Genomic DNA, 21,664 nt, shown 5'->3' on the forward strand with positions numbered 1-21,664 from the left:
ACACCGCTTTAAGACTAGTCCTGGTAGGCGGGAACTTGAGGAATCACCGGCCCCTGGCTTGATTGATCCTGCGCTTCTGGCGGAAACACCGTCCGCCAGTCCTTCGCCATATCTACCACCAACCAGCCATTTGCCTTAGCGGCTTGTAGCGCTTTGTCCAGGCGCCCCACTGAGGAGTTCTTATCGTATGCCCATTCTCTTTTGGCATCGGTATGGTGAATCAGCATGGCAAAACGCAGCCCCTTGGCGGCGGTGGTCCATTCCAGCATTTGTAAGTCACCATCGGAGTTGCCTGCGGCAAATACCGGCCGCCGGCCAATCACATCATTGATTGCGATAGGCTTTCCCTGTCTATCGGTGAGGAAGGCCAGTTCATCTAATTTCACGATATAGGGGTGACCACCCCCATTTTCATAGCGGGACTTTAGGCGACTGCCGATAACCTGCTCTGGGGGGATTCCATATAACTCCTGGGAAAACACTCGGATAAAATCTGTGCCGCCCCCCGACACAATGTAGGTTTTAAAACCATTTGCTCTTAAGTATTCCAGCAACTCCAGCATGGGCTGGAACACCATCGCACTGTAGTGCTTGCCAGTTTCCGGGTTCTTAGCGCTCCTGAGCCATTGGGCAACAGAGCGCTGGAAGGCATCCGTACTCAATCCCGCATGAGTCGTAGTAAGCATTACTTCCAAACCTTCCCTGCCTTGCCCCAGCAGGTTTGATAAATCGCCCTTTAGGATCGAAGCGAAGGGCTCTTGGGTTTTCCACTCTGGGTGTTGGGGCGCTAGCCTTTTAACTTCATCGGCGGCATAGAGCAGCTGGAAATACACGGGCTTCTCGGACCAGAGGGTGCCATCATTATCAAATACCGCGATACGTTCACCGACAGGTATAAAGTCGGCGCTGTCCTTTCGGGTAACCTTGTCAACAAAGTCCACAATTTGGGCTTTAACGCCATCTTGCCAGGATGGCAAGGGAGAACTGAGTGCCGGTAAGCTGATTGCCAAAACCAGCAATAGACACCCTCGGCTCAGGGCAACCCTAAATTTCCAATCCAGCATTCTGGCCCTCTCACAAAATGACATTTACGGCACATGAACTAATCTTTTGGCCTAGGGGGCCTCTGAATAACTCCCTAAGATAAGATCTCATCACAATAAAAAAACCGTGATAAATATAGCTGGCACTAGCCTCCTCCAAATCAGCCTTATCTGTCTCGTTCTGGTGGCTTGTGGTAACGAAGAGCCGGTTGATACCCAACCTCTCAAGCGCCAGGACGAAGCAGTTAGCTCAGAAGCCACTTTCGTGGGCTCCGCGCAATGCGCCCTATGCCACAAAGATGAGGCCAGTGCCTGGCAAGGTTCCCACCACCAGCTGGCAATGCAGGCCGCCAATAGCAACAGCGTTCTCGGTGATTTCTCCGGGGTGGCATTTGAATATCAGGGGCAGAAATCTCACTTCTATCAAAAGGAAGGGCGCTATTACGTACGCACTGATGGGCCCAGTGGAGACCTCCAGGACTATCCCCTTGCCTATACATTTGGTGTCCACCCTTTACAGCAATACTTGATTTATTTGGGAGGCGGACGTCTTCAGGCACTGAGTATCGCTTGGGATAGCCGGGACAAATCTGTCGGTGGCCAGCGCTGGTTCCATCTCTATCCCGATCAAGCGATAGACCATCAACATCCCCTGCACTGGACCGGCATAAACCAGAATTGGAACTCTATGTGTTCCGACTGCCATTCCACCAATCTGCAAAAGGCCTATAACCTACAAACCGATAGCTACCAGACATCCTGGTCAGAGATCAGTGTCGGTTGCGAATCCTGTCATGGCCCGGGATCGAGACACCTTCAGTGGACAAAAACACAGAATGAGACATTGCAGAATAAAGGGCTTGCCCCCCATCTTATTGACCCAACCCAACAGCTCCGGGAAATGGATCTGCAAACGGGGATTGCCAAGCTTGCGCCATCGGCAGCCATCCAGCGTGAAATAACAACTTGCGCCCAGTGCCATTCTCGGCGGAGTACCCATTTACCGGGGGCGCAGGCTAACAGCGAATTACTGGATCATTTCAACCTCACACTTCTGCAAGAGCCTCTTTACCATGCGGATGGCCAGGCCGATGGTGAGGTATTCGTGTACGGATCTTTTCTGCAAAGCAAAATGTACGCAGCAGGTGTTACCTGTAGCCACTGTCACAACCCTCACAGTCTACAACTGCGAACAGCCGGTGATGCAGTTTGTGCCCAGTGCCATATGCCGGAGCGATTCGCCCGTACTGACCACCATCTGCACCCCACTCAAAGCTCCGGTGCCCGCTGCACAAACTGCCATATGCCAAAGAAAAATTTTATGCAGGTGGATGGGCGCCGGGATCACAGTTTCCGTATTCCCCGACCTGACCTTTCCGAAGCGCTGGGCACCCCCAATACCTGCAACAGCTGCCATCAAGATAAATCGAGCCAGTGGGCGGCGAAGATATTGGAAGACAAATACGGCTCACCTCCCCCTCACTACGGGCAGACATTGCACGCAGCTATGCGCGGGGATAGCGAGGCCGATAAGATGTTAATGGACCTTATTCAGGACAGCAGTCAACCGGAGATTGTCCGGGCCAGCGCAATCCGTTTGTTACCGCGCTACCTGACGATGAATTCCGCTCAGTTACTCCAACAAATTGCCCAGGGCGAAGAACCCTTATTAAACCTGGCCCTTGCGCAGTCTCTGGATGAACTACCGGAGCAATTGCGACTGATGATCGGTATACCGCTGCTTTTCAGTAAAATGGCCGTGACTAGGTCGCTGGCGGCCAATGGCGTTACCGATGCTCAGATCGGGACCATGCCCGCGCAAGTACAGCAACAATACTCCAAGGCCCTTAAAATCTATACCACCTCAGAGTTATTCAACAACGACCGACCGGAATCCCTGGTAAACCTGGGCAACCTCCATTTCCAGAGAGGAAATACGCAACAAGCGGAAGCCTTCTATCGCCGGGCAATAACCAAGGCCTCCTACTACACACCCGCCTATATCAACTTGGCCGACCTTTACCGGGCAAATGGACGTGAAACCGACGCGGAATTATTACTCAGAGGAGCACTATCGAAGAGTGAGGATATCGCCGTAATCCAACACGCCTTAGGCCTTTCCCTGGTTCGTCAGAACCGCCACCAGGAGGCAATGGGTTTTCTAAAGGCCGCGGCTGAGCATGAGCAAACCCAGAGTCGCTACCTCTACGTATATGCCATAGCCGTTCACTCGGAAGGCAACAGCGAACTCGCCCTGGATATTCTAGAAGACGGCTATCACCAGTTTCCGCAGGACCTAGATATTTTGCGGGCATTAATTTCTATTAGCAGGGAATCCGGCAAGCGGGAAATCGCACAAAAATATGAAGCACTTTTAGCCAGCAAACGCTAAAAATCATAATAGAGACTTAACCTAAGAAGCCTTTCAGTAGGCAGCAGACCAAATTCACAGGACTCACAGCCCCTGAAAAACTGGGCTTGCAGTCGAGTACTAAAATGCTCAGTCCAGTTCTGAATCAATTCCAGGTTGTGGTACTGGCTCTTGTCATCCAGGTTATATTGCACACTCTGACGATATTGAAACTTCTTATCCAGCCGGGTGTTACCCCACATCAAAAACAAATACTCCTGCCGTAGTTGTCCGGTAGATAAAAGGTGAAAACTATCGGACAGAAAAGCAATCGCCTCATAAACCCGCGCGCTGTTCAATCCGTTCTTTGCACTATCTACCTGCGTTTGAACCAAACCCCACTCGTCATCATCGAATCCATGCTGGTTATACAGATACTCCGCAGTAACATCCCATCCCTGGTTGAAGCTGAGCTGAGTACCAAGTACCAGCTTCAAATAACCATCGTCCTCTGCTGGAAAATAGGAGAGTTCACCCGGCTGCGGTAACTCCCGCTGATGTTCCCAAGCCCCCTCCAACCTGAGTGTGGCACTTTCTCCAGCCAAAGTACTCAACCCGAGAGCGATATTGGTTGCCTCCCCCTCTATCTGATGTAATACCAAGCGGGTATCCAAGTCACCTTCACGATTCACCACGAGTGCGTACTGAAACTCATGGTCATTTACGCTAGTGTCAAAGTGACCATCCAGATCGTCCTCAACCTGAGCCATATAAATGCCGGTGTTCCAGCGACCATAGCGGAAATCGAGATGGGCCATATCCCAGCCCAGTTGCTGGGTAAGTTCATCGGCATCCAGATTGGGGCGGTCAAAAGTGGCTTTTAATAGATTTGCTGGAGACCAGTTGTAACCGTTGCTCCACTGAGGTTTTATCCGACCGACGTTAATACCAAACCTTCGGTTGTCAGTGTAAGAAGAGAAATACCCCTCTAGCAGATGGGATTCTGTCTCTTTTTCAGATGTTCCAGCCTCATTAGACCGATAGTGCTCTATCGCCGCAAACCGCGAGTAAACTGAGAAGTGTGCTCCCAGGGAAAACTGGCCACTGAGATCCAGAGCAAGTAAAGACTCTTGTTCATCAAAGACAAACAGACCCGGATCGAAATAGGGATCATCCCTAACTTCATTCTGCTGGTGATACCCCAGTAGCGAAGCATCAATATCCCAAACAACTCGAGAAACCCCTTCCTCAGTGCTCACTTCATCAAAAAGTTCCGAGTTGGTCTCGAAAGGGTCCTGATAGTCTTCGGCACTGGCAACTTTTTCAGCAAAAGCGAGAGGAAGGAATATAAATGGGAGAATTGTCCTGATTCTGATAACCATTACCGACTCACCTCAATTCAGCCTGCCAAGGGAGCCTTTTTGGAAAATTGCCGGGTCCAGGCTCTCAAGACGATAGTCATCGAACTTCATCCAGGTATAACTCTCGTCAATGAGTGCATCCACCAAGAGTAATTTATGAAGTTTCAGCTCGCCTTCAAACTGCTTGAACTCTTTATAGTGCGCTGTTTTAAGGAGACGCCCGGAGCGGGTATAAAATTCCCCCTTTAAAGGCAGGTTTCCCTCACCCTGTGCCATCCAAACTTTTACTTTGTCATAGGCAACGCCAGAGGATTTTGCCGATAAATACAGCACCCAGTAATCTTCCCCATCAACAGTTTCCTGCCCTTGCAGCTCTGCCGTGTAATCCCGGGAGAAATTTGCCCCCACTACATCACCGTTACTGGTCTCGCCTATTAATCGCTGTGAGGGCGCAATCCGGATAACCCTGCGCGTACCGGGAATATAGAGCCACATATTGGCGCTCTCTTTTAGCATTGCCCTGCCCTTTTCCCGGGCGGGCGCCAAAAATTGGATCAGTGATTGCTCATTAAATACTTTGACACTGAGCTTATTGGTGCGGGGCTCCTTGTCCTTTTTATAGCTGATATTGGTGATATCAAAGCTAAAGCCCTGATCCCTGAACCCGCGAAAGTCATCCAGCTTATTAACCAGTGACTCAGCCGAAACCGATGCATAACTTGAGTAGCTAAACAACAAGCAGGCTATCGCCAACACCCACCCATAAAAAGAATTCAACTTATACATAGAAGACCCAAATCAAGTAAACCTAAGTGCTTTTACTACCGGCAGCCGGGATGCTTTTATCGCTGGATAAAGGCTGGAAACAAGTGAAATACAAAAACCCAACAGGAATGTTTTCAATAAGATATCCGGCACGACAAACACACGGATAGGATAATCCTGGGTACTGCCCGGTGGCCGGGGCATCATCCATTCTGCATAGGTAATGCCCTTGGCTGCCAGTGCACCAATCAGTAACCCTAGCAAACTTCCGATCAAACCGAGAAATACCGACTCCAGTAAGATCAGGTTTACAACCTGCCGGGGAGTACCGCCCATGGCTCGGATAGTACCCAGCTCGCGGGTGCGCTCCATGACTGCCATCAACATGGTATTGGAAATACTCAGCGCAACGATTACCAACACAATGACGGTAATAAAACCAAAAACCCCGTTAAACAGGCCAACAACCTGATGATAGTAACCCGCCAGTTCTTCCCAGCTTTTTATTTCTAGGTTCAAATTGTTCTGCTCAAAGACACTGGTCAGAGTCGCAATTGAGGGAGATGTAAGTTCGGTCTCCTCCAATAAAACCACTAGCCGTGTAATATCTGACGTATAGAGTAATTCCTGGGCCAGAGGCAAATTCACCCTGAGCAAGCGATCATCCAGTTCCTTAACACCGGTTGTGATTACCCCCATCACCTGTACATCGACAGCATTGATTGCCCCATCCTGGGTGCTTGCCAACAGGGTCAAGTAGTCCCCAATCTGAACATCCAGAGCATTGAACAATCCTTCTCCAAGGTGAGCAGCAGAAATATCCTCAGGAAATAGATCGTCCCCTTGAATAATCTGAATTGCAGAGGAAAGCATCACTTCTTTCTCCGCATCAATACCAATTCCAGTGATGGCTATCGATTGCTTGCCATCACTAAGCAGGCCATTGAAATTAAGGCGAGGCGCTACCACCAACGTATCGGTTTCATTTTCTACCAGCTCGGAAATCTTTTGAAGGTCCCCATCAGCAATCAGGTATTTTTCGGGTTCCGCTTTGCCAAACTGGTTGTAGCCTTTGGCATAGATTTGTATATGACCAAGCTGCGAGCGGATCATACTCTCCCGCATCCCCTCATACATCGACTGTACAAAACCGCCAAAAATAATCAGGCTGGTACAACCGAAAACGATCGCAGCCAAGGTAATCAGGCTGCGGCGCCCGTTACGCATAATATTCAGCAGTGCAACTTTCCAACCCAAGCCCATGACTAAATACTCCGAAGCGCCAGCTTGGCTTTAGCGGACCAGTCGGTATCCGACTCGGCCACTTTTCCCCAAAGAACCCGGGCATCATCGGGCTGTTTGTTGCGCTCGTAAGCCTGGGCAAGGTAGAACTCTACAAAGCCGAGAAATTCTTTACCGAACCGATTGCCCACCTGTTCCCTAACCAGCTCCAGGTCTTCAACAGCGTAGCGCGCTCTTTTTAGAAAGGCCGGCATATTGGCACAGCTGATTCCCCGCTGAAGGCGGGCGCCCAGATTGAATGGAGATTGTTTAACAGCCCGGTCCATCATGCGATTGCCTCGTCTGGAGAACAGCGATAGTTTTGCCAATCGATCAAGGTAGAAGCTGGATTTAAAGGAAGTTGTCGATCCCAATGCAGCATTGAGTTCGGGGTCATCCGGGAGACTCTCCACCAGTGACTGCATCAAAGCCTCTAACTCCTCAACATCCTGCAACTCTGCATCTTCCATCGACGTAAGGCGCGCAAGCTGAGCCAAGTAGGCCTGCTTTCTCTGCTCACTGGTCGTTTCGCCATTAACAGCAGCAAACAGCGCTCCCCTTTCACTATTGGTGAATGGAATCGGAGTTGGATAGACGAAATCTTCAGCCAAAGCCGGTGCAGAAATTAAGAATGCAACTGAAATAGCCAAAGCCGCTCTAGTTAGCGGGTCCCTAGCCAGCAACATTTTTATGATTGCTGTCATGCAAAAGCCTCCTGAACAATACCTTGAGGCGAAGCTGTATCCTCTACCAAATGACCATCTCGTACCGTGATAACACGAGATGCCAAGCTGGTTACATAATCATCATGGGTGGCTACGATAAAAGTGACACCCTGCTCCTGGTTGAGCTGCTTCACAAGGCTCATAATGCTCTCCGACGTGCGCGAATCCAGATTGGCTGTAGGTTCGTCCGCAAGCACCAGATCCGGCTTACTGACAATTGCCCTGGCAATCGCCACTCGCTGCATCTGCCCCCCCGAAAGCTGGGTAGGACGCTGATTAACCAACTTGGCAAGCCCTACTGCTTCCAGAGCGTCTAACGCTAGTTGCCTGGCATTGTTAGCCCCCCGCAGTGTCAGCGGGTACATCACATTCTCAAGTGCTGTAAGCACGGGAATCAGGTTAAAAGACTGGAAAACAATCCCAATATGACGACCTCGAAACAGGGAGCGCTGATGCTCTCCCAAACTCCCAAGATTAACGCCATCAATATGAACTGATCCGGAATCACACTGATCCAATGCGGATAGAAGGTTCAATAATGTGCTCTTACCACTACCGCTGGGCCCTTTCACAGCCAGAAACTCACCCCGATCGATAGCAAGATCTATATCCCGCAAGGCATCGACCCAGAGATCACCCAATCGATAGCGCTTTGAAACACGCTTAAGCTCAACCAACATTAACTTTTACCCAGGGTGACTGCCATTTGCCCCAGTTGCTCACAAGAGGTTTGCATCGTTGCAGGACAAGGAGCCATTGCTATTGCTTTTTGGTAGTAATCCATGGCCACTGCCAAATCTTCAGTGCCCTCTCCAGCTTTCACCCAGTAGGCATTAGCCAAAGACAAATACACCACCTGCTGCATAGCAGTCGGCAATAGATCGGGATCTGAATCCATCAGATTCTTAAACCAGGCTTCATCTTCGAACACCCGCTCAAAGTGGCCGCTTACTTCTCCTACATAAGAAAAAGTAATCAGCCGTATCAGGCGTACATTAAAATCTGAATCGGCACTGAGACCTGCCTGATCCACCTCGTCCATCGCATGCCGCAGACGGTAAAGCTTGTAAAGCCCCATCGCAGGGTCAAACATCGCACCTGCGCGCTTGCCCTCATTGGAGTAATACGCTGCACGTATCAGCATGTCGTCTGGACGCTGTTGATACGCGGCTTCCAGCAAGTGTGCAGCCTTTTCAAGCTCGTTATGATGACTAAATAACTGCCCAAGCTCCAACATCAAGTCGGGGTCTGTACTATTTTCACCAATCTCCTGCTGGAGAAACTCCACCTGCTCCATCTCGCCTTCTGAATAGGCAATCTTGCCAAACTCGATGGGAGCAGCACCTGAAAACCAGGCAACAACATTTCCAATAAAAAAACTACTGATAAGAATGGTAAGTACTTTTTTAAACATTGACTGCTCCCGAAGTACGCTAGACTTCTTCCGAGTTTTCAAGTAGTTGACCATCCATTTCCCTTAGGGTGGTATGTTCGTCGAAAACAAGATTTTCAGGGCTCATCACCCCCGGGTACAACTGCTCGCAAATTAGAATCACCTCGACAATATTCAGGGAATCTACCCCGAGTTCTGCAATGGGTGTATCTGCATCGACAGCATCAACATTCAGCATAAGAGCTATTTGCTCACATAGCTCTTGTACATTGCTTTCTACAACTGCTGTAGACATATTTACTCTCCGGTAACATTTCCTATTTTTAAGTTATTAAATCGCAGCAAGTAGTCCAACGTTAAAGTAAAAACACAAACATGCTGCTCTCGTTCTGAGTATTTTTGCTGCAGTTTTATGGCAGCAGAACTGATCATGGGCGGTATATAGAACCAGACTTTTGCAAGCCAATGGTGTCCATAAAAAAACACCCGCTGAAAAGATTCGTAAACATTACAGATAGGTTTATCACTTATTGAAAGTGCCGGGGGTATTACACCCTCATCTCCCGAACCACCAACAATCTCCACCATCTTGCTGGTATTCATTGCCAGTATATTGAGTAAAAACTGGGCAAAAGGCAGATAGAATGTCTGGAAGATATAATGTTCCCTATCGATACTTGATTCTGAGTCCTGCCAGGCTCGATCCAACTCTTCCTGTACCATATCGGTGTAACTTTGTAGATCGATCCCTTCTACGACTCTATTTTTATGAGCCGTATTAAAGATCTTTGCCCGCTTCTCCTGATAGCCAACCGTTAAAGGCAGGCTATGTCTACCCACTTTTAATTTGGTGCCGCTTGACTCCGCCAAACGATTGGCAATATGAGCATAAAAAGTGGTATCAACAGGCGAGAAAAGCTTAGAGGTTACCTCAGGTAAACTGTTGAAGAGTTTATCGGTAGCTTCTTTAGGAGTTACCAGAGCGGCATCAAATGACCCAGATTGATGATGTTCAGCTGAGAGCCAAATAAGCTCTCTAGCTGATATAACAACATCATCCTCTGGAAAGAGCATTTTAACATTCTGTAAAAGGCTCTTTCTTTCTATGGAGAAACCAAAATACTCTATTTCAATTAAGTAGTGGCAATCTACCGTATCGGCACCAACAGCAGGAAATAGTGATAAATCCTGACCAACAAATAGACGATCGTCCTTCAGGTAATAATAAAGGGGAAATCGAAACGCCTTGCCAACTTGCAAGTGAAAAGTGTTTTTATCACTTCTCTTTATAGTTCCTAAAGATGTCCAATCTTCGCCATGCCCTGCTCCCCAATCGGCATCACTTAAAAATGAACTCAGTGAAACCTCTCCACCGACGGGCAACATTTTTTCTCTCATCAGGGGAGTTTTGCCTTTGCTAGGTCTCATGCAACAGCCTCCTCAGGTTGCCGCATCAAAGTTGTCAACCAGTTGGAAATAGGTTTTGCCGAAGCAGAAATAGCTGACATATGAGTAGCTCTGGGCAACTCAGTGAGTCCAGCCTTAATACTGGGCGAGAGATACCAGCTCAATACAGTGTGGAGCACATGGGTATCAAGTACTTCGTCCTTCTCACCGACAAAAAAGTGGCAGGGTACATTTAAACTCGCAAAGAGATCCGCGTATCTCTTTACGTTATAGGCACTGAGTAAGTTAAACGTGCAGTCCAGAACTCGCCCTTGATTTCCCGCTGCTGATCCCACCGGGGGAAAGCTCAGCACTGATAACTTCCTCAATGGGGGGAACAAAAGTGCCAGCCAATATTTCAGCATTTTTATTTTTGGCAGATTCTGATCACCAGCCGATGCCCTAGGCCGCGTATAGTGACGTTTCCTTCCGTAACGAATGTAATACTCAAAGCCAGATGCGGGAATATCGTACTTTCTTGTTTCCTCTGACTGAGTCAGAGGCGGTGCTATCGCAAAAAAACCTGCAATATCTTTACTGCCATATAGGTGCAGATATTTAAGTGCAACCAATGATCCCGCGCTGTGCCCTCCAAGAACAAAGGCCTTAGCCCCTCTTTTTTTGAGGTGTTTTAATAGATCGGCAAGATCGTCTTGCAGTTGATCGGAATAATCGAGATCCCCCGGAACACCTTCACTCTTACCATGGCCTCGCCAGTCTGGCAGACACACACTAATACCGTTTCGGTGTACCATCCGTCCAAACATTAAATACCACTGGCTACTGAACGTGCTCCCGTGCATGCAGACAAGCACCAAGTCAGATTCATCGCACGGCAACCAGCGAAAGGAGAGTTTTTTTCCATCCCGCGCCTGAAAGAACTCTTGAATCACACAACCTCCGAATCCGCATGAGCAGAGTCTAATTCAGCTGTGCGCATAGCTTCACGCTGGTCAATAACCGAATCCATTATGCTATCCGGCTGACTGCGTGCAAAAGCAAGAAATACAGGAACCATACTAGGGATCGCAATATACTCCTGAGTCTGCACCCAGATAGATTTTGCTTTCTTGTTAACCTCAGCAAGTTCTTTATTGGAGTAGCTACCCGCAAGATCCATAACTTCAATCGTATCTGTGTGGAAGGACTCTTCCGATACAATAACGCTCACTGGATCTGCCATATCCTCATTGACTAGATCTGTAAGCTTGATAGATAACTTCTCAAGCAGCCAATTGAGGTCAGCCCCATTCATATTTGGCTTTTGTAAAAGATCAGGCAGGGTAATAGCCTGCTGAACAACCATCCGGTTTGCCAGTTTAGGGAGGTCGAGTCGCGCCTGGACAACACTCAGGAAAACTTCAACCCAAAGTTTGACCCGCAGATCGATTCGCCAACCATCCCGGCCTTGGGTTCCCATTAAATATACAAAGTACTTATAGTGATCGGCACCGGACTCAAAGAAACCTTCACTATTTCTGCGAAAATATCGATTCTGAGCTTTAAGCTCTTTTGCCGTTTCAACTAAAAGGCGTTGCAGGATTAACTCAAGGGCCATATATCCACGGCGCAGGTAACTTTTGCGTAGCCAGTACTCCTGATCCAGATAATTACCTGACATATAATCCCAGGCACTCTCCAGGAAATAAGCAGCGGTATTGTAGGCAAGCAAAGGAGAACACAGTTCAGCAGAGTCAATAACCGGGTATACATTTGCTACATGAGCATAGAGGCCCTGGTAAAATTCTGTGACCACTTGATTCGCGATCGGCAGTTCTTTTGCAAGCCGCTGCTGAGCTTCATAACGATTACTATCTGAGATATCGGCAACAATGTACTTACAAATATGGTCATTAAACAGGGCTATCATGTCGCCCCCACCACTAAACAGAGGATCAAGGAACATCGAGGAAAATCCGGAGGTAGCCCAGCGGTCCTCAAAGATAAACTCATCCGCTCTATAGGCAAGCTGCCCCCAAGCCTCGAAATCAATAAGCTCGGCGCCTTCCAGAAGCTCCGAAATAGCTCTATAAGCCAACAGAAAATCTAGGAAATCTTGCTTCTTTGTGGGCGGCTTGTCGAATTTACTATTCTCGCCAACGATACCTACACTGGTATAGCCACCACTTAAGGGTATAAACCAAACCCAGTAACCATCTCCAGAAAAATGATTCGTTGAAAGAAAGCGTCCAAAGGCCTTCTTCCTCCAATTCATATCTCCCATGGAGTCGATATCCTGTATATTCTTAAACCTACCCCAGGCAGAGAAGTGTTTAGGGACATTCTCAACTCGGGTAAGCTTCTTATGCTTCTTAGCAACCCGATTTCGACCACTGCAATCTACTAACCAGCGGGCGTTAACCACTCCGCTAGCGCCATCTTCCATAAGCTCTATAGAATGGAGTTCATCACCTGGCTGTATGTTAAGATTTTTTGCTTTTACGCCCTGAATAACCTCTATGCCATTCGTCCTATTCATATCGACAAGATCGGATTCCAATCTGGCCCGGTCAATTTGAAAAGCTGGATGAGGCGGAATACTGGTGGTTCCGTGCTCACTCATCTCTGTTAATGACAGTGTATGCTCAGGGTTATCGTAGAAAAAACGCAGACCATTTTTAGGCAAGTGATTCCTATAGAGATAATTCACCAAGCCCAACTGCTTCATAAAGTAGTGGCCGGTCATCTCCACTGTCGCTTCACCAACTTTGGCCTTAAACTCAGTATTTGCCTCAACAACCAATATGGTTAAAGCATCATTATTGAGTTTAAGCTGACGGGCCAGGGTTAAGCCAGCCCATCCACCACCGATAATCACTACATCGTAATTGGATTCCAGCTGATCAAGCTTGTTCATGAGACAGCCTCCACATTTGACAATAATGAATTCCAGGAGGAAGCGTCCATTTCACAAAAAGAATCCTGATCCTGAAGGATATCCAGCACCAGCTTGGTGCGGGGTAACTCATTGCGAATAAAGAATTTAGCACTGACTATTTTCGAGCTATAGAACTCCTCATCAGTATCGTTCAGGTCCTGACTCAACTTATCTGATGACGCGCATGCAGCCTCCAATAAAAGCCAAGCCAAGGTTATATCACCAAGCATATGTAGAATACGTGTGCTATAGGCAGGGATTTTGAACATTTCTTTTGTCTTCACCCATACCTGCACAGCTTTCAGTGCTGCCTCGAAATGTCCAAACGAGGTCTTTAAGCGCTCAAATTCAATCTCAAACTGAGGGTAGTCCGTGGCCCGATCGAGGAAATTATCAATTTCTGCCTGATAGAATTGGAATAGCTTACTGGAATTACCCAATCCTAACTTATCCCGGATCAAGTCCTGGCTCTGGATATAATTCGTTCCCTCCCAGATTGCCAACACTTTAATATCCCGGGCATATTGCTCTATACCCAGATCCTTGAGATACCCCTGACCACCACAGGTTTGAATCGCCAATTCACAGATACGCCAAGCCTGGTCACTGATATAGGCTTTAACAACTGGAGTTAGCAGGTTCATTAAACCTTGGTAGTGAGCAATGCGATCCTTTTTGTCTTCCTGCCCCTGGTAGATTTTGACTAAGCTCTCTGACAATGTCAGCTTAGCAATCAGTGCTCTACAGCCCTCTACCTTGGATTTCATTTCCAGCAACATACGCTGGACATCGGTATGCTCAACGATATTGACCCGACTTGCGGTAGAGCTAAAGCTCTCGTGAAATCTCTTGCCCTGTAAGCGCTTTGTCGAATAGGAAAGTGCATTGTAGTAGGCTGAGGAAGCCATACCCAAGGCGTAAACACCTGTGCTGATTCGTGCCTGATTCATCAAGGTAAGAAACTGCAACAAGCCTACATTCTCACGATTCCCCAGCAGGTAAGCTCTACAGGGGCCATTGTCACCAAACCGAAGGTGAGTGTTTGCACACCCTTTAAAGCCCATTTTCTCAGCTAGAGAAATGCATTCGATATTATTAAACTCGCCGAGACTCCCATTCTCTTCAACCCAGTACTTAGGCACAATAAAGCAGGACAAACCGTAGGTGCCCGAGCCGCTTTTTTCGCCACGACCCATAACGAAATAAATGGTGTTTTCTGTCAGGTCGTGCATACCGGCACTTATCAGGTATTTTTCGCCCGTTAACAAATAAGTGCCGTCTTCCTGTTTCGCAGCGCGAGTCTCTACAAGGGATACATCACTTCCCGCCTGGGGTTCAGTGAGGCAGAGACAAGATGTCCACTCTGAGGTGGCTAATTTGTCCCTAAACAGGTCTTTTTGCAGATCAGTTCCATATTTTTCCACCAAGGTGGAGGACGGCAGGCAAAAACCACCATAAGTCATAAAACTTGGATTTGCCCCCATAAACATTTCCAGGAGCATTTGCATTACAAAGGGCGGAATAGTTGTATTTTGTTCGCCCTCAAATGAGGAGATATTCCCCCAGTCATCCTTAAACCTCTGCCACATCTCAGAGAATGCACTCGGGAGCTTCACTTTCCCATTCTCTAACTGGCATCCCTCTCGATCTGAATCCTGATATCCCGGCCCGAGAACCTCATAAGAGAATTTTTTAGCCCGAACTAAAATTTCATGGAGAATCTCTGGTGAGCACCCTTTAAACATCTGGTCGTTGAACAGCGTTTTGGCTTCATGGAACTGTTCTTCAATAAGGAATTGAAATTCTCTTATATCAGTTTTATAAATATTATTATCCATGTCTTGCTCCTTGATATTCCAACAGCGTACGCCAACTACCTGCACCTAATACCCAGTCAAATATCTGGTTGTGTCTTCCACGGTAAATCCTCTTGGGATACCTTAATGCCTCACGAATATGCGAAAGGTAATCCTGGCCTAGAGTGTCACCCAGATGCTGGGCGGAACTAAAATCTATATAGGCGTCTTCCAACACCAATTTCTCAACATTTACCAGTCTTGAAAGAAATCCCTGAAAATTGGGCGAAGGAATGTCTATTTTCAGGCAACCTACCCTGCCGCCCCCCCCTAGAGTTAACAGCCATAGATCAGTCACCGTTTCCTCAATGTAATAACTGATCAGTTCAGACAGAGGTTTAATACTCAAATAGTGCCAGCCGTCCTCTTCGATACTGGGTAACCATGAGGCCTTATCGCTGTGCGAAAACCCTTTCAGGAGCCCCTTGGCCCATTTCGAGCGGATATCAAAGGAAACTACTCGAGTATCATCACTAGAGCTGGTTGAGATTACCTGCTTAATACTCTTTACTAAATCTGGTGCGCCAGATAAAGATGGCGCTTGAGAGAGAATATCGCAGCTGGATATTTGACAGAGATGTGTTTCACAATACTCTCGACAGATCCAGGTAGCCGCCACACCTACAAGAACATCTAAGCCATCTTGATCAGGTCCAACTCCAATTCCCAATGAATCCAGGCACTCTTGTTGCCGCTCTTTGCCCAGTTCGAGATTTAAGATCAAAGCTTCGGCTTCACTACACTTTGAAAAACTCAATACTGCAGCATGGAAGCTGGTGCAGGCGCTACCCACAAATCGAATATTATGCCCACCATCTTCAAGGTCTGCTATAAACTCTACAATCCGACTATCCTGTAGAACATTAGCCTCTCCCGCAGAAACCACATAGATAAGTTCTGGTAACAAATCATATTGATCCAGGTGTCCTCTCAAGACATCAAGTAATCGATCAACCTGCCCGCCACTGTCTACCCATAGGTTTTTAATAAACATCTTTATGCTGTCCCGTCCATGGTGTTTATTGTTATATCACCGAAACCGCACTCGATAAGTAATTTAGAAAGCCCCTCAATTAAGAGATCATGGCGATCAACATCCACTGCCAACCTGATTTTCAGCTGGTTTGTTCCCGCTTCAAATGGGTGGCGAACCAAGCTATCTTCAATAGCTATATATCGTTTTCCTTCTCTAACCAATATTGCTTCTTCACCAGCCAGATCATGAAGCATTAAAACGGTGTCTTGTAATAGAGCACTTGGCATACGCCCACCAGCGGGCATCTGCATTTTTATCAAGATTAAGTCTATATCCAGTTCAGAACCTTCAAAGTATCGCAGAATATCCAGCAGTAATTGATAGTGCTCCGAATGATTCAGTAGCACCGGGCTGGAATTAACTGGTAGACTGGATAATGCAAGATAGTCCTGCTCAGTACTCAACGGCAGCATTTGTGCTAAGCAGGATTTCAATGTGTCCGGATAGGGGTTACGTTCGAGACACGTTGATAGCTCAACAGTCTTCATCACGCGGCCTCCATTAGATAGAAGTGACTTTGTTCATCAACGGTAACTTCTACAGTGCAGTAATAACCATTCAATGCAATCGAACAGGCCAGAAAATTTTCATGCTTGTCAAAGCCTTTTTCAGCACCTTGGCAAATAATATTCAGCCAGGGATCACTACCAAAACAATGCCCCCATCGATCATGCAAGTCTGGTAACTTTTGATTGGCCGACAACAATTTGGAGAAAATCTGGCGAATATTCTCTGGAAAGAATGGCAAAGATAAAGTCAGGTCATCTCGTCCAACAGCCATTTTTCGGATGACAGTGGCAAATTCCGGAGTTGTATTATAAGTAATCGTGCAGGATGCATTAAGGTTTACACTGTCAAGATCCCGCACTTCAAACAACAGTGTACAGAGACCAAAACCACTATCGCCCCAATTTTCATTTTTTCGCCAAAACGTTAGATCTAAAACATTGGCGTCAAGAATACTAGCCAGTAAGTAGCGCGATTCCGGATTTTGTGTCAGGTAATGCCGAAGGCTATAACCCCAAGATGCACATTCATAGGTATTAACAAAACTGGTAACTGGCGCTCTTGCATTATCACCGTAATTGAAGTCCTGCTCACTAATCGCCGATGAACTCAAAGGAAGTTCAATCATGGTAGAGCATAAAAAATGGCGATCTATTTGCGAATCTTTTATCTCTGGAGCAGCATCTAATACACTATCTGTCTGTCTTCGGATAATCCTGGCAATATCACCAAAGGCAGTTGATACATCACTACTGGATGAGACAGTGATACCTTCTATAGGGATAAAAGCTGCAGATCGTAAATACAGGCTCATACCCGCAGCCCCTTAAATTTGCTATATATCTCAAAGAAGCACCGATATGAACTGCCTTCCATTTTTGTGAAAGCCAACAGATCGCGCTGTCGATTCACGGATTTGATCTTTCCTGACAAGACCAGGTTCAGCAAAAGCTCATTGCTGGTAAATTTCGTTGCCAGAACACGGTTTACGCTGTGCATAGAGAAAGTGGTTGCAGCTATCTGCTCATTACACAAATAAATTAGATACTCTATATGAGCCTGATCTTCGCTGGTTAAATGAGCTTCTTTACAGTCATGTAGCCAAAGCACAAAGTGCATTAGTGATTTGACAAAGCGCGGGCGAACCAGTGTTAAAAATCGATTGACGCTACCCAACCCACCTTTGCTCAATAACATATCTTTGGTAATTGATACTTTACCCTTGCAATTTCCCAGCTGTAAGGTGCCATTTAAAAACGGCTCTCCTACAGTACTCTGCCGTAGTTGGTTACAGAGTTCTGGCGGCAACATCACTGTCAGGGGAAAAGGCCTTCCCGGTTGCTTGGTAACTACCATGGCAAAGCCAAGCTTATGTGCTTCAATGCCGTGGACCTTGTCGACATTCAGCAGCATGTCGCTATCAGCTTCAACCAGCTCTGTCTTCCAACCCATAAGGCTCGGGCCGCCGGGATCTGTCATAAGGAAGTGGCCGAAAATCCCCTGCTCCACCCATTTATTGACCTGGGCAAGCTGATCATCTGTAGCAGTCAGGCTCAACATAATCGAGCCAAATAGCCCGATCATATTGTGAAAGTGATTATCCAGTCCTTCATCCCGGACAGTGTCAATAATTTGATCAATAACAAAGGTCTGCTCAAACTGCTCTAATGGCTGCTGAACCGAAGCGTCCCTAAGTGGTGCAAGCTCTGTCAAAGGATCTTCGATAATCATTGATGCATCGAATAGCCGAGCACAAGAATTTTCTAACAGCGATTTCAATGTGCTGGGCACTGGTGAAATACTGGATAATTGATTGAGAACAAAACCACCTACAACCGATTGCATTTCCATGATCTACTCCACCAGATAAGAATTCGGAGCCGGCAACTTAAGGAAAGGTGCTACGGTATAACTTGCGTTATAGGCACCACATCCTTCAAATATGACTAAGTCCCCTTCTCGAAGGTCAATATTGTTGACTTCCCCAATCACATCTTCCTTATTACAAGATGTGCCCACTAAAAGGACTTTCTGCCCCTCATCATTCCCTTTTAGAGGAGTCCCATTACGCAAAACATGAGGTTGCTGGAATCGTTTAAAGGTACTTTCCGTTTTCGCCAACAGAAAATTTTGGGCCATTCCCCCATCACATACGGCGTACTTGTCACCGTTAATGGACTTTTTATAGCGAACTTCCGTGACGAAATAACCGGCTGAGCCCATAATTGCTCGACCACTCTCGTGAACTACCTTGATATGATCTGGAAATTCAGCAATCAAATTTCTATATTGCTCAAAATCAAACTCCTGCTCTCGCCAATTGGGGTCAAACCCACCACCTAGATTGGCTAATGACAGAGGGTATCCCAGTATTTCCTCAAACTCATAAACAACTTGTAAAGCCACTTTGGCAGTGTCGAAAGCACCTTTATTAAAGGAGTATGAGCCCCTAAACAAATGAAAACCTAAAACTGGAATCCCATGTTTCTTACAAAAATCCAAAGCCTCAAGACAGCCATTCCAGTCGAAACCAAAATGATCTTTTCTTAGGCCCTTTTGATTTCTATCAAAGTGGCTCAAGATTGAGGGATTAAGCCTTAAAACGACAGGGTTTACTGGCCGCCTTGCCTTCAACTCCTCAACCAAAGCTAATTGATTCAGGTTGTCGATAATTAAATGGCACTTACTCGCAATGGCAGCGCGTATAAAGGCCTTATCTGCCGATGGGTTATTGACAAATCGGGGACTATTCCCTTTGGGAAGTAGATTTAGTTCGCCTATAGATGCAATCTCAATACCGTCTTCAAAGATGTGCCCACAACGAAGTATTAAATCAAGGCAACTATTGGCTTTCAGAGAGTATATCAATCCCGTGCCCAGCGCTTCCTTCAGCTGCTTGTAGTTATCGTGAGCAGTTTTAACGGAATAAATATAACAAGGTGTAGATAGCTGTTTCTTATTTTGGCCCAACTGTTGAACCAGCGCATCTGACAGTGCACCCATAACTCCCCCAAGGGTTAAACGTATCGTTTATATTTTTATTAAGTTAGCGTTTTATGTTTTAGGCGGGATCCCGCCTAAATATACTCAGATCATTAGGCATGGACTTGTAAATCCTGTTCTAAGCACTTCCTATCGACCTTGCTATTAGCGGTTAATTGAATTCCATCAACAAACCTGATATCTCTCGGCATGTAGTCAGTATCTATGTTCGCTTTCAGCCAAGTGCGAAACTGCTTCTGATTGTCAGCGGTATTCTCATGAAGCTCCACAACACAAGTAGCCACTTCATTCTCGAGCTTATCTTTAGTGCCGATGACTGCATTGATATGCACCAATGGGCACATATCAATATGATTTTCCAAGTCTTTTGGAAACAGACAAAATCCACCTTGTTTTATTAAGTCTTTTGAACGCCCTTTAAAATAGAAAAAGCCATCCTGATCACGGGTAAAAAGGTCTCCCGTCGCCAACCAATTGTCGTCCCTATATCTGCCCGAAAAGATTTCTGCACCACCTTGAGCGGCCGGGTTATAGTAGCCTTGCATCACTGCCGTCCCACGAACATAAAGCTCACCTATCTCATCAGCTTTTGCTTCTCTAAATTTACTGACCTCTGAGTGAGGTATAAATACACGTGCATCCAGGCCAGGGATCGGCTTGCCAACTGAACCCATCTTTTCTTCCCAAAACTCCGGCTCCAAGTACAAGGCTCGCTTGCACTCAGTCAAACCATACATAGAGAAAACATTTAGACTTGGGCAGTACTCTTTCCAGGCGCGAATCATGTACTCAGATAAATGGCCCCCAGTATTGGTGATACTGCGCAGGTTGCTGAGGTCAGGTTTAACCAAACCCACCAGTTTCACCAGGGCAGCCCCCATTGCTGGCACGATCGGAAGAACAGATATATCCCGCTCTGAAATCGTTTTAAGGGCTTGTATGGGGTTAAATGGTTTGTCGTAGAGGATGGTTGTACAGTTGCTATATAGCGCAAATAGTACCTGATAAAGACCGTAGTCAAATGATAAAGGGGATAAGCACAAAATTCTGTCCTGTGCTGTCAGGCCCAAATATTGGGATATTGAGGCCAAGGAGGTCAGAATATTTTGATGGGTAAGCATAATGCCTTTTGGCTTACCAGTACTTCCTGAGGTATAGATCACCAGAGCCAGATCTACGCCTGTGACCACTGGAATAGAAGACACTTCAAACTCTGAGCATTCCTGCTGATAATCGGGCAAGGCCTCAATTTTTCCAGCACGCCATATCGCCTTGGCATTACAGTCTGAAGCGATCATTTTAATTGAAGAGTGGCTCAGATCCCCCTTTGCAGGTACAACCACCAACCCCATCTTCCACGCCGCCAACATAATGGCGACCGCCTCTATTTCAGACTGAGTACACACTAAAATGCGGTCGCCAGCACTGAAACAAACTTCTTCATTTGTAAGTGAGAGCCACGCATTCTCACAGTGAGCCGCGGTCAAAACCTCGCCATCCAGATTTTCCAGACGACCTTGCCAACATTTTTCCACAACTTTCTCGAACAGGCTGGCAAGAGAAAACATTTTTAGTCCATTTATTATTCTAAGATTTTTGATCTAGCCCGAATAAGCCTAAAAAAAACTATTCAAACCGGCTACATGGGACGATCATTTTATAAATCGGATGACCCAATAATGACAAGCATTTTCTGTAAAGCTTATGACAACCTCTTTATCAATCCATGAAAAGTTTCATCCTGTTAGAAATTATTCGATCTGACTAAACATTACAAACATTCCAAAAGACAAATAAATCAAGAAGTTAATAAACCCATTTTCTGATCTCGAACCACTACCAAGTAAAAAAATTGGCAATGAAAAACCAATTTATTCAGGATTTAATTCCATCAAATGACCAAAAAAAAGAAAATAATTTTTTTGGTAGTGAAACCCTATAAAGCCCAAAAAATTTGAACCGAATGGTCACAAAATAGGATGGGCAAATATTAAAAATCACTCAAACTTATTTCTGAAGG

At 46.5% G+C, this 21,664-nt stretch carries 19 protein-coding genes; 1 reads left to right on the forward strand and 18 read right to left on the reverse strand.

The annotated features are described in order from the left end of the window. Positions 1-14: 14 nt before the first annotated feature. Complete coding sequence (locus ACJJI3_RS07290; protein WP_444941998.1) at positions 15-1,064, reverse strand: HAD family hydrolase; 1,050 nt, start codon at positions 1,062-1,064, stop codon at positions 15-17. A 106-nt stretch (positions 1,065-1,170) separates the two neighbouring features. Here ACJJI3_RS07290 and ACJJI3_RS07295 point away from each other — a divergent pair, with 106 nt between their 5' ends. Continuing rightward, positions 1,171-3,435: a tetratricopeptide repeat protein gene (locus ACJJI3_RS07295; protein WP_444941999.1), complete on the forward strand. Its 2,265-nt coding sequence runs from the start codon at positions 1,171-1,173 to the stop codon at positions 3,433-3,435. Here ACJJI3_RS07295 and ACJJI3_RS07300 read toward each other — a convergent pair. The 17 genes from ACJJI3_RS07300 to ACJJI3_RS07380 form a co-directional block, all read right to left on the reverse strand. Continuing rightward, a complete protein-coding gene (locus tag ACJJI3_RS07300; RefSeq protein WP_444942000.1) occupies positions 3,432-4,775 on the reverse strand; it encodes a hypothetical protein in 1,344 nt (447 codons plus the stop codon). The genes ACJJI3_RS07295 and ACJJI3_RS07300 overlap by 4 nt on opposite strands. Before the next feature lie 12 nt (positions 4,776-4,787). Beyond that, complete coding sequence (locus ACJJI3_RS07305; protein WP_444916839.1) at positions 4,788-5,540, reverse strand: outer membrane lipoprotein-sorting protein; 753 nt, start codon at positions 5,538-5,540, stop codon at positions 4,788-4,790. A 12-nt stretch (positions 5,541-5,552) separates the two neighbouring features. Continuing rightward, positions 5,553-6,782, reverse strand: a complete 1,230-nt coding sequence (locus tag ACJJI3_RS07310) for an ABC transporter permease (RefSeq protein WP_444916838.1) — start codon at positions 6,780-6,782, stop codon at positions 5,553-5,555. A 2-nt stretch (positions 6,783-6,784) separates the two neighbouring features. After that, positions 6,785-7,504 (reverse strand): hypothetical protein, encoded by a 720-nt coding sequence (locus ACJJI3_RS07315; protein ID WP_444916837.1) that lies wholly within the window; start codon positions 7,502-7,504, stop codon positions 6,785-6,787. Continuing rightward, on the reverse strand, positions 7,501-8,205 hold the full coding sequence (locus tag ACJJI3_RS07320; protein ID WP_413665418.1) for an ABC transporter ATP-binding protein: 705 nt from the start codon (positions 8,203-8,205) through the stop codon (positions 7,501-7,503). Before ACJJI3_RS07320 ends, ACJJI3_RS07315 begins: the two co-directional genes overlap by 4 nt. Beyond that, positions 8,205-8,939, reverse strand: coding sequence for a tetratricopeptide repeat protein (locus ACJJI3_RS07325; RefSeq protein ID WP_413665417.1), 735 nt, complete (start codon positions 8,937-8,939; stop codon positions 8,205-8,207). The genes ACJJI3_RS07320 and ACJJI3_RS07325 overlap by 1 nt, the downstream gene beginning before the upstream one ends. A gap of 19 nt (positions 8,940-8,958) precedes the next feature. Beyond that, positions 8,959-9,213, reverse strand: coding sequence for an acyl carrier protein (locus tag ACJJI3_RS07330; protein ID WP_413665416.1), 255 nt, complete (start codon positions 9,211-9,213; stop codon positions 8,959-8,961). Positions 9,214-9,215: 2 nt separating this feature from the next. Next, positions 9,216-10,346: a hypothetical protein gene (locus ACJJI3_RS07335; protein ID WP_444916836.1), complete on the reverse strand. Its 1,131-nt coding sequence runs from the start codon at positions 10,344-10,346 to the stop codon at positions 9,216-9,218. Continuing rightward, positions 10,343-11,257 carry an alpha/beta fold hydrolase gene (locus ACJJI3_RS07340; protein ID WP_444916835.1) on the reverse strand — a complete coding sequence of 305 codons (915 nt, stop codon included), beginning with the start codon at positions 11,255-11,257 and terminating at the stop codon, positions 10,343-10,345. Before ACJJI3_RS07340 ends, ACJJI3_RS07335 begins: the two co-directional genes overlap by 4 nt. Then, entirely contained in the window at positions 11,254-13,221 is a 1,968-nt protein-coding gene (locus ACJJI3_RS07345; RefSeq protein ID WP_444916834.1) for an NAD(P)/FAD-dependent oxidoreductase, read from the reverse strand. Before ACJJI3_RS07345 ends, ACJJI3_RS07340 begins: the two co-directional genes overlap by 4 nt. After that, entirely contained in the window at positions 13,218-15,080 is a 1,863-nt protein-coding gene (locus ACJJI3_RS07350) for an acyl-CoA dehydrogenase family protein (RefSeq protein ID WP_444916833.1), read from the reverse strand. The genes ACJJI3_RS07345 and ACJJI3_RS07350 overlap by 4 nt, the downstream gene beginning before the upstream one ends. Further along, positions 15,073-16,092, reverse strand: a complete 1,020-nt coding sequence (locus tag ACJJI3_RS07355) for a hypothetical protein (protein ID WP_444942001.1) — start codon at positions 16,090-16,092, stop codon at positions 15,073-15,075. Before ACJJI3_RS07355 ends, ACJJI3_RS07350 begins: the two co-directional genes overlap by 8 nt. A 2-nt stretch (positions 16,093-16,094) precedes the next feature. Then, positions 16,095-16,622: a hypothetical protein gene (locus ACJJI3_RS07360; RefSeq protein ID WP_444916831.1), complete on the reverse strand. Its 528-nt coding sequence runs from the start codon at positions 16,620-16,622 to the stop codon at positions 16,095-16,097. Continuing rightward, entirely contained in the window at positions 16,622-17,455 is an 834-nt protein-coding gene (locus ACJJI3_RS07365; RefSeq protein ID WP_444942002.1) for a hypothetical protein, read from the reverse strand. The genes ACJJI3_RS07360 and ACJJI3_RS07365 overlap by 1 nt, the downstream gene beginning before the upstream one ends. After that, a complete protein-coding gene (locus tag ACJJI3_RS07370; protein ID WP_444916829.1) occupies positions 17,452-18,492 on the reverse strand; it encodes a hypothetical protein in 1,041 nt (346 codons plus the stop codon). Before ACJJI3_RS07370 ends, ACJJI3_RS07365 begins: the two co-directional genes overlap by 4 nt. 3 nt (positions 18,493-18,495) lie before the next feature. After that, the gene (locus ACJJI3_RS07375; RefSeq protein WP_444916828.1) at positions 18,496-19,644 is read right to left on the reverse strand and encodes a type III PLP-dependent enzyme domain-containing protein; all 1,149 of its coding nucleotides are present in this window, start codon (positions 19,642-19,644) and stop codon (positions 18,496-18,498) included. Between the two features lie 92 nt (positions 19,645-19,736). Further along, positions 19,737-21,212 (reverse strand): class I adenylate-forming enzyme family protein, encoded by a 1,476-nt coding sequence (locus tag ACJJI3_RS07380; RefSeq protein ID WP_444916827.1) that lies wholly within the window; start codon positions 21,210-21,212, stop codon positions 19,737-19,739. Positions 21,213-21,664: the final 452 nt, after the last annotated feature.

The organism is Microbulbifer maximicatervae (SeqCode) (assembly GCF_052466985.1).

Excerpts from the sequence above, each read along its gene's own strand:
- ACJJI3_RS07360 (WP_444916831.1), bottom strand. The coding sequence starts at position 16,622 with ATGAAGACTGTTGAGCTATCAACGTGTCTCGAACGTAACCCCTATCCG.
- ACJJI3_RS07365 (WP_444942002.1), bottom strand. The coding sequence starts at position 17,455 with ATGAGCCTGTATTTACGATCTGCAGCTTTTATCCCTATAGAAGGTATC.
- ACJJI3_RS07330 (WP_413665416.1), bottom strand. The coding sequence starts at position 9,213 with ATGTCTACAGCAGTTGTAGAAAGCAATGTACAAGAGCTATGTGAGCAA.
- ACJJI3_RS07305 (WP_444916839.1), bottom strand. The coding sequence starts at position 5,540 with ATGTATAAGTTGAATTCTTTTTATGGGTGGGTGTTGGCGATAGCCTGC.
- ACJJI3_RS07315 (WP_444916837.1), bottom strand. The coding sequence starts at position 7,504 with ATGACAGCAATCATAAAAATGTTGCTGGCTAGGGACCCGCTAACTAGA.
- ACJJI3_RS07325 (WP_413665417.1), bottom strand. The coding sequence starts at position 8,939 with ATGTTTAAAAAAGTACTTACCATTCTTATCAGTAGTTTTTTTATTGGA.
- ACJJI3_RS07335 (WP_444916836.1), bottom strand. The coding sequence starts at position 10,346 with ATGAGACCTAGCAAAGGCAAAACTCCCCTGATGAGAGAAAAAATGTTG.
- ACJJI3_RS07375 (WP_444916828.1), bottom strand. The coding sequence starts at position 19,644 with ATGGGTGCACTGTCAGATGCGCTGGTTCAACAGTTGGGCCAAAATAAG.
- ACJJI3_RS07380 (WP_444916827.1), bottom strand. The coding sequence starts at position 21,212 with ATGTTTTCTCTTGCCAGCCTGTTCGAGAAAGTTGTGGAAAAATGTTGG.
- ACJJI3_RS07320 (WP_413665418.1), bottom strand. The coding sequence starts at position 8,205 with ATGTTGGTTGAGCTTAAGCGTGTTTCAAAGCGCTATCGATTGGGTGAT.
- ACJJI3_RS07355 (WP_444942001.1), bottom strand. The coding sequence starts at position 16,092 with ATGTTTATTAAAAACCTATGGGTAGACAGTGGCGGGCAGGTTGATCGA.
- ACJJI3_RS07350 (WP_444916833.1), bottom strand. The coding sequence starts at position 15,080 with ATGGATAATAATATTTATAAAACTGATATAAGAGAATTTCAATTCCTT.
- ACJJI3_RS07300 (WP_444942000.1), bottom strand. The coding sequence starts at position 4,775 with ATGGTTATCAGAATCAGGACAATTCTCCCATTTATATTCCTTCCTCTC.
- ACJJI3_RS07310 (WP_444916838.1), bottom strand. The coding sequence starts at position 6,782 with ATGGGCTTGGGTTGGAAAGTTGCACTGCTGAATATTATGCGTAACGGG.
- ACJJI3_RS07290 (WP_444941998.1), bottom strand. The coding sequence starts at position 1,064 with ATGCTGGATTGGAAATTTAGGGTTGCCCTGAGCCGAGGGTGTCTATTG.
- ACJJI3_RS07345 (WP_444916834.1), bottom strand. The coding sequence starts at position 13,221 with ATGAACAAGCTTGATCAGCTGGAATCCAATTACGATGTAGTGATTATC.
- ACJJI3_RS07370 (WP_444916829.1), bottom strand. The coding sequence starts at position 18,492 with ATGGAAATGCAATCGGTTGTAGGTGGTTTTGTTCTCAATCAATTATCC.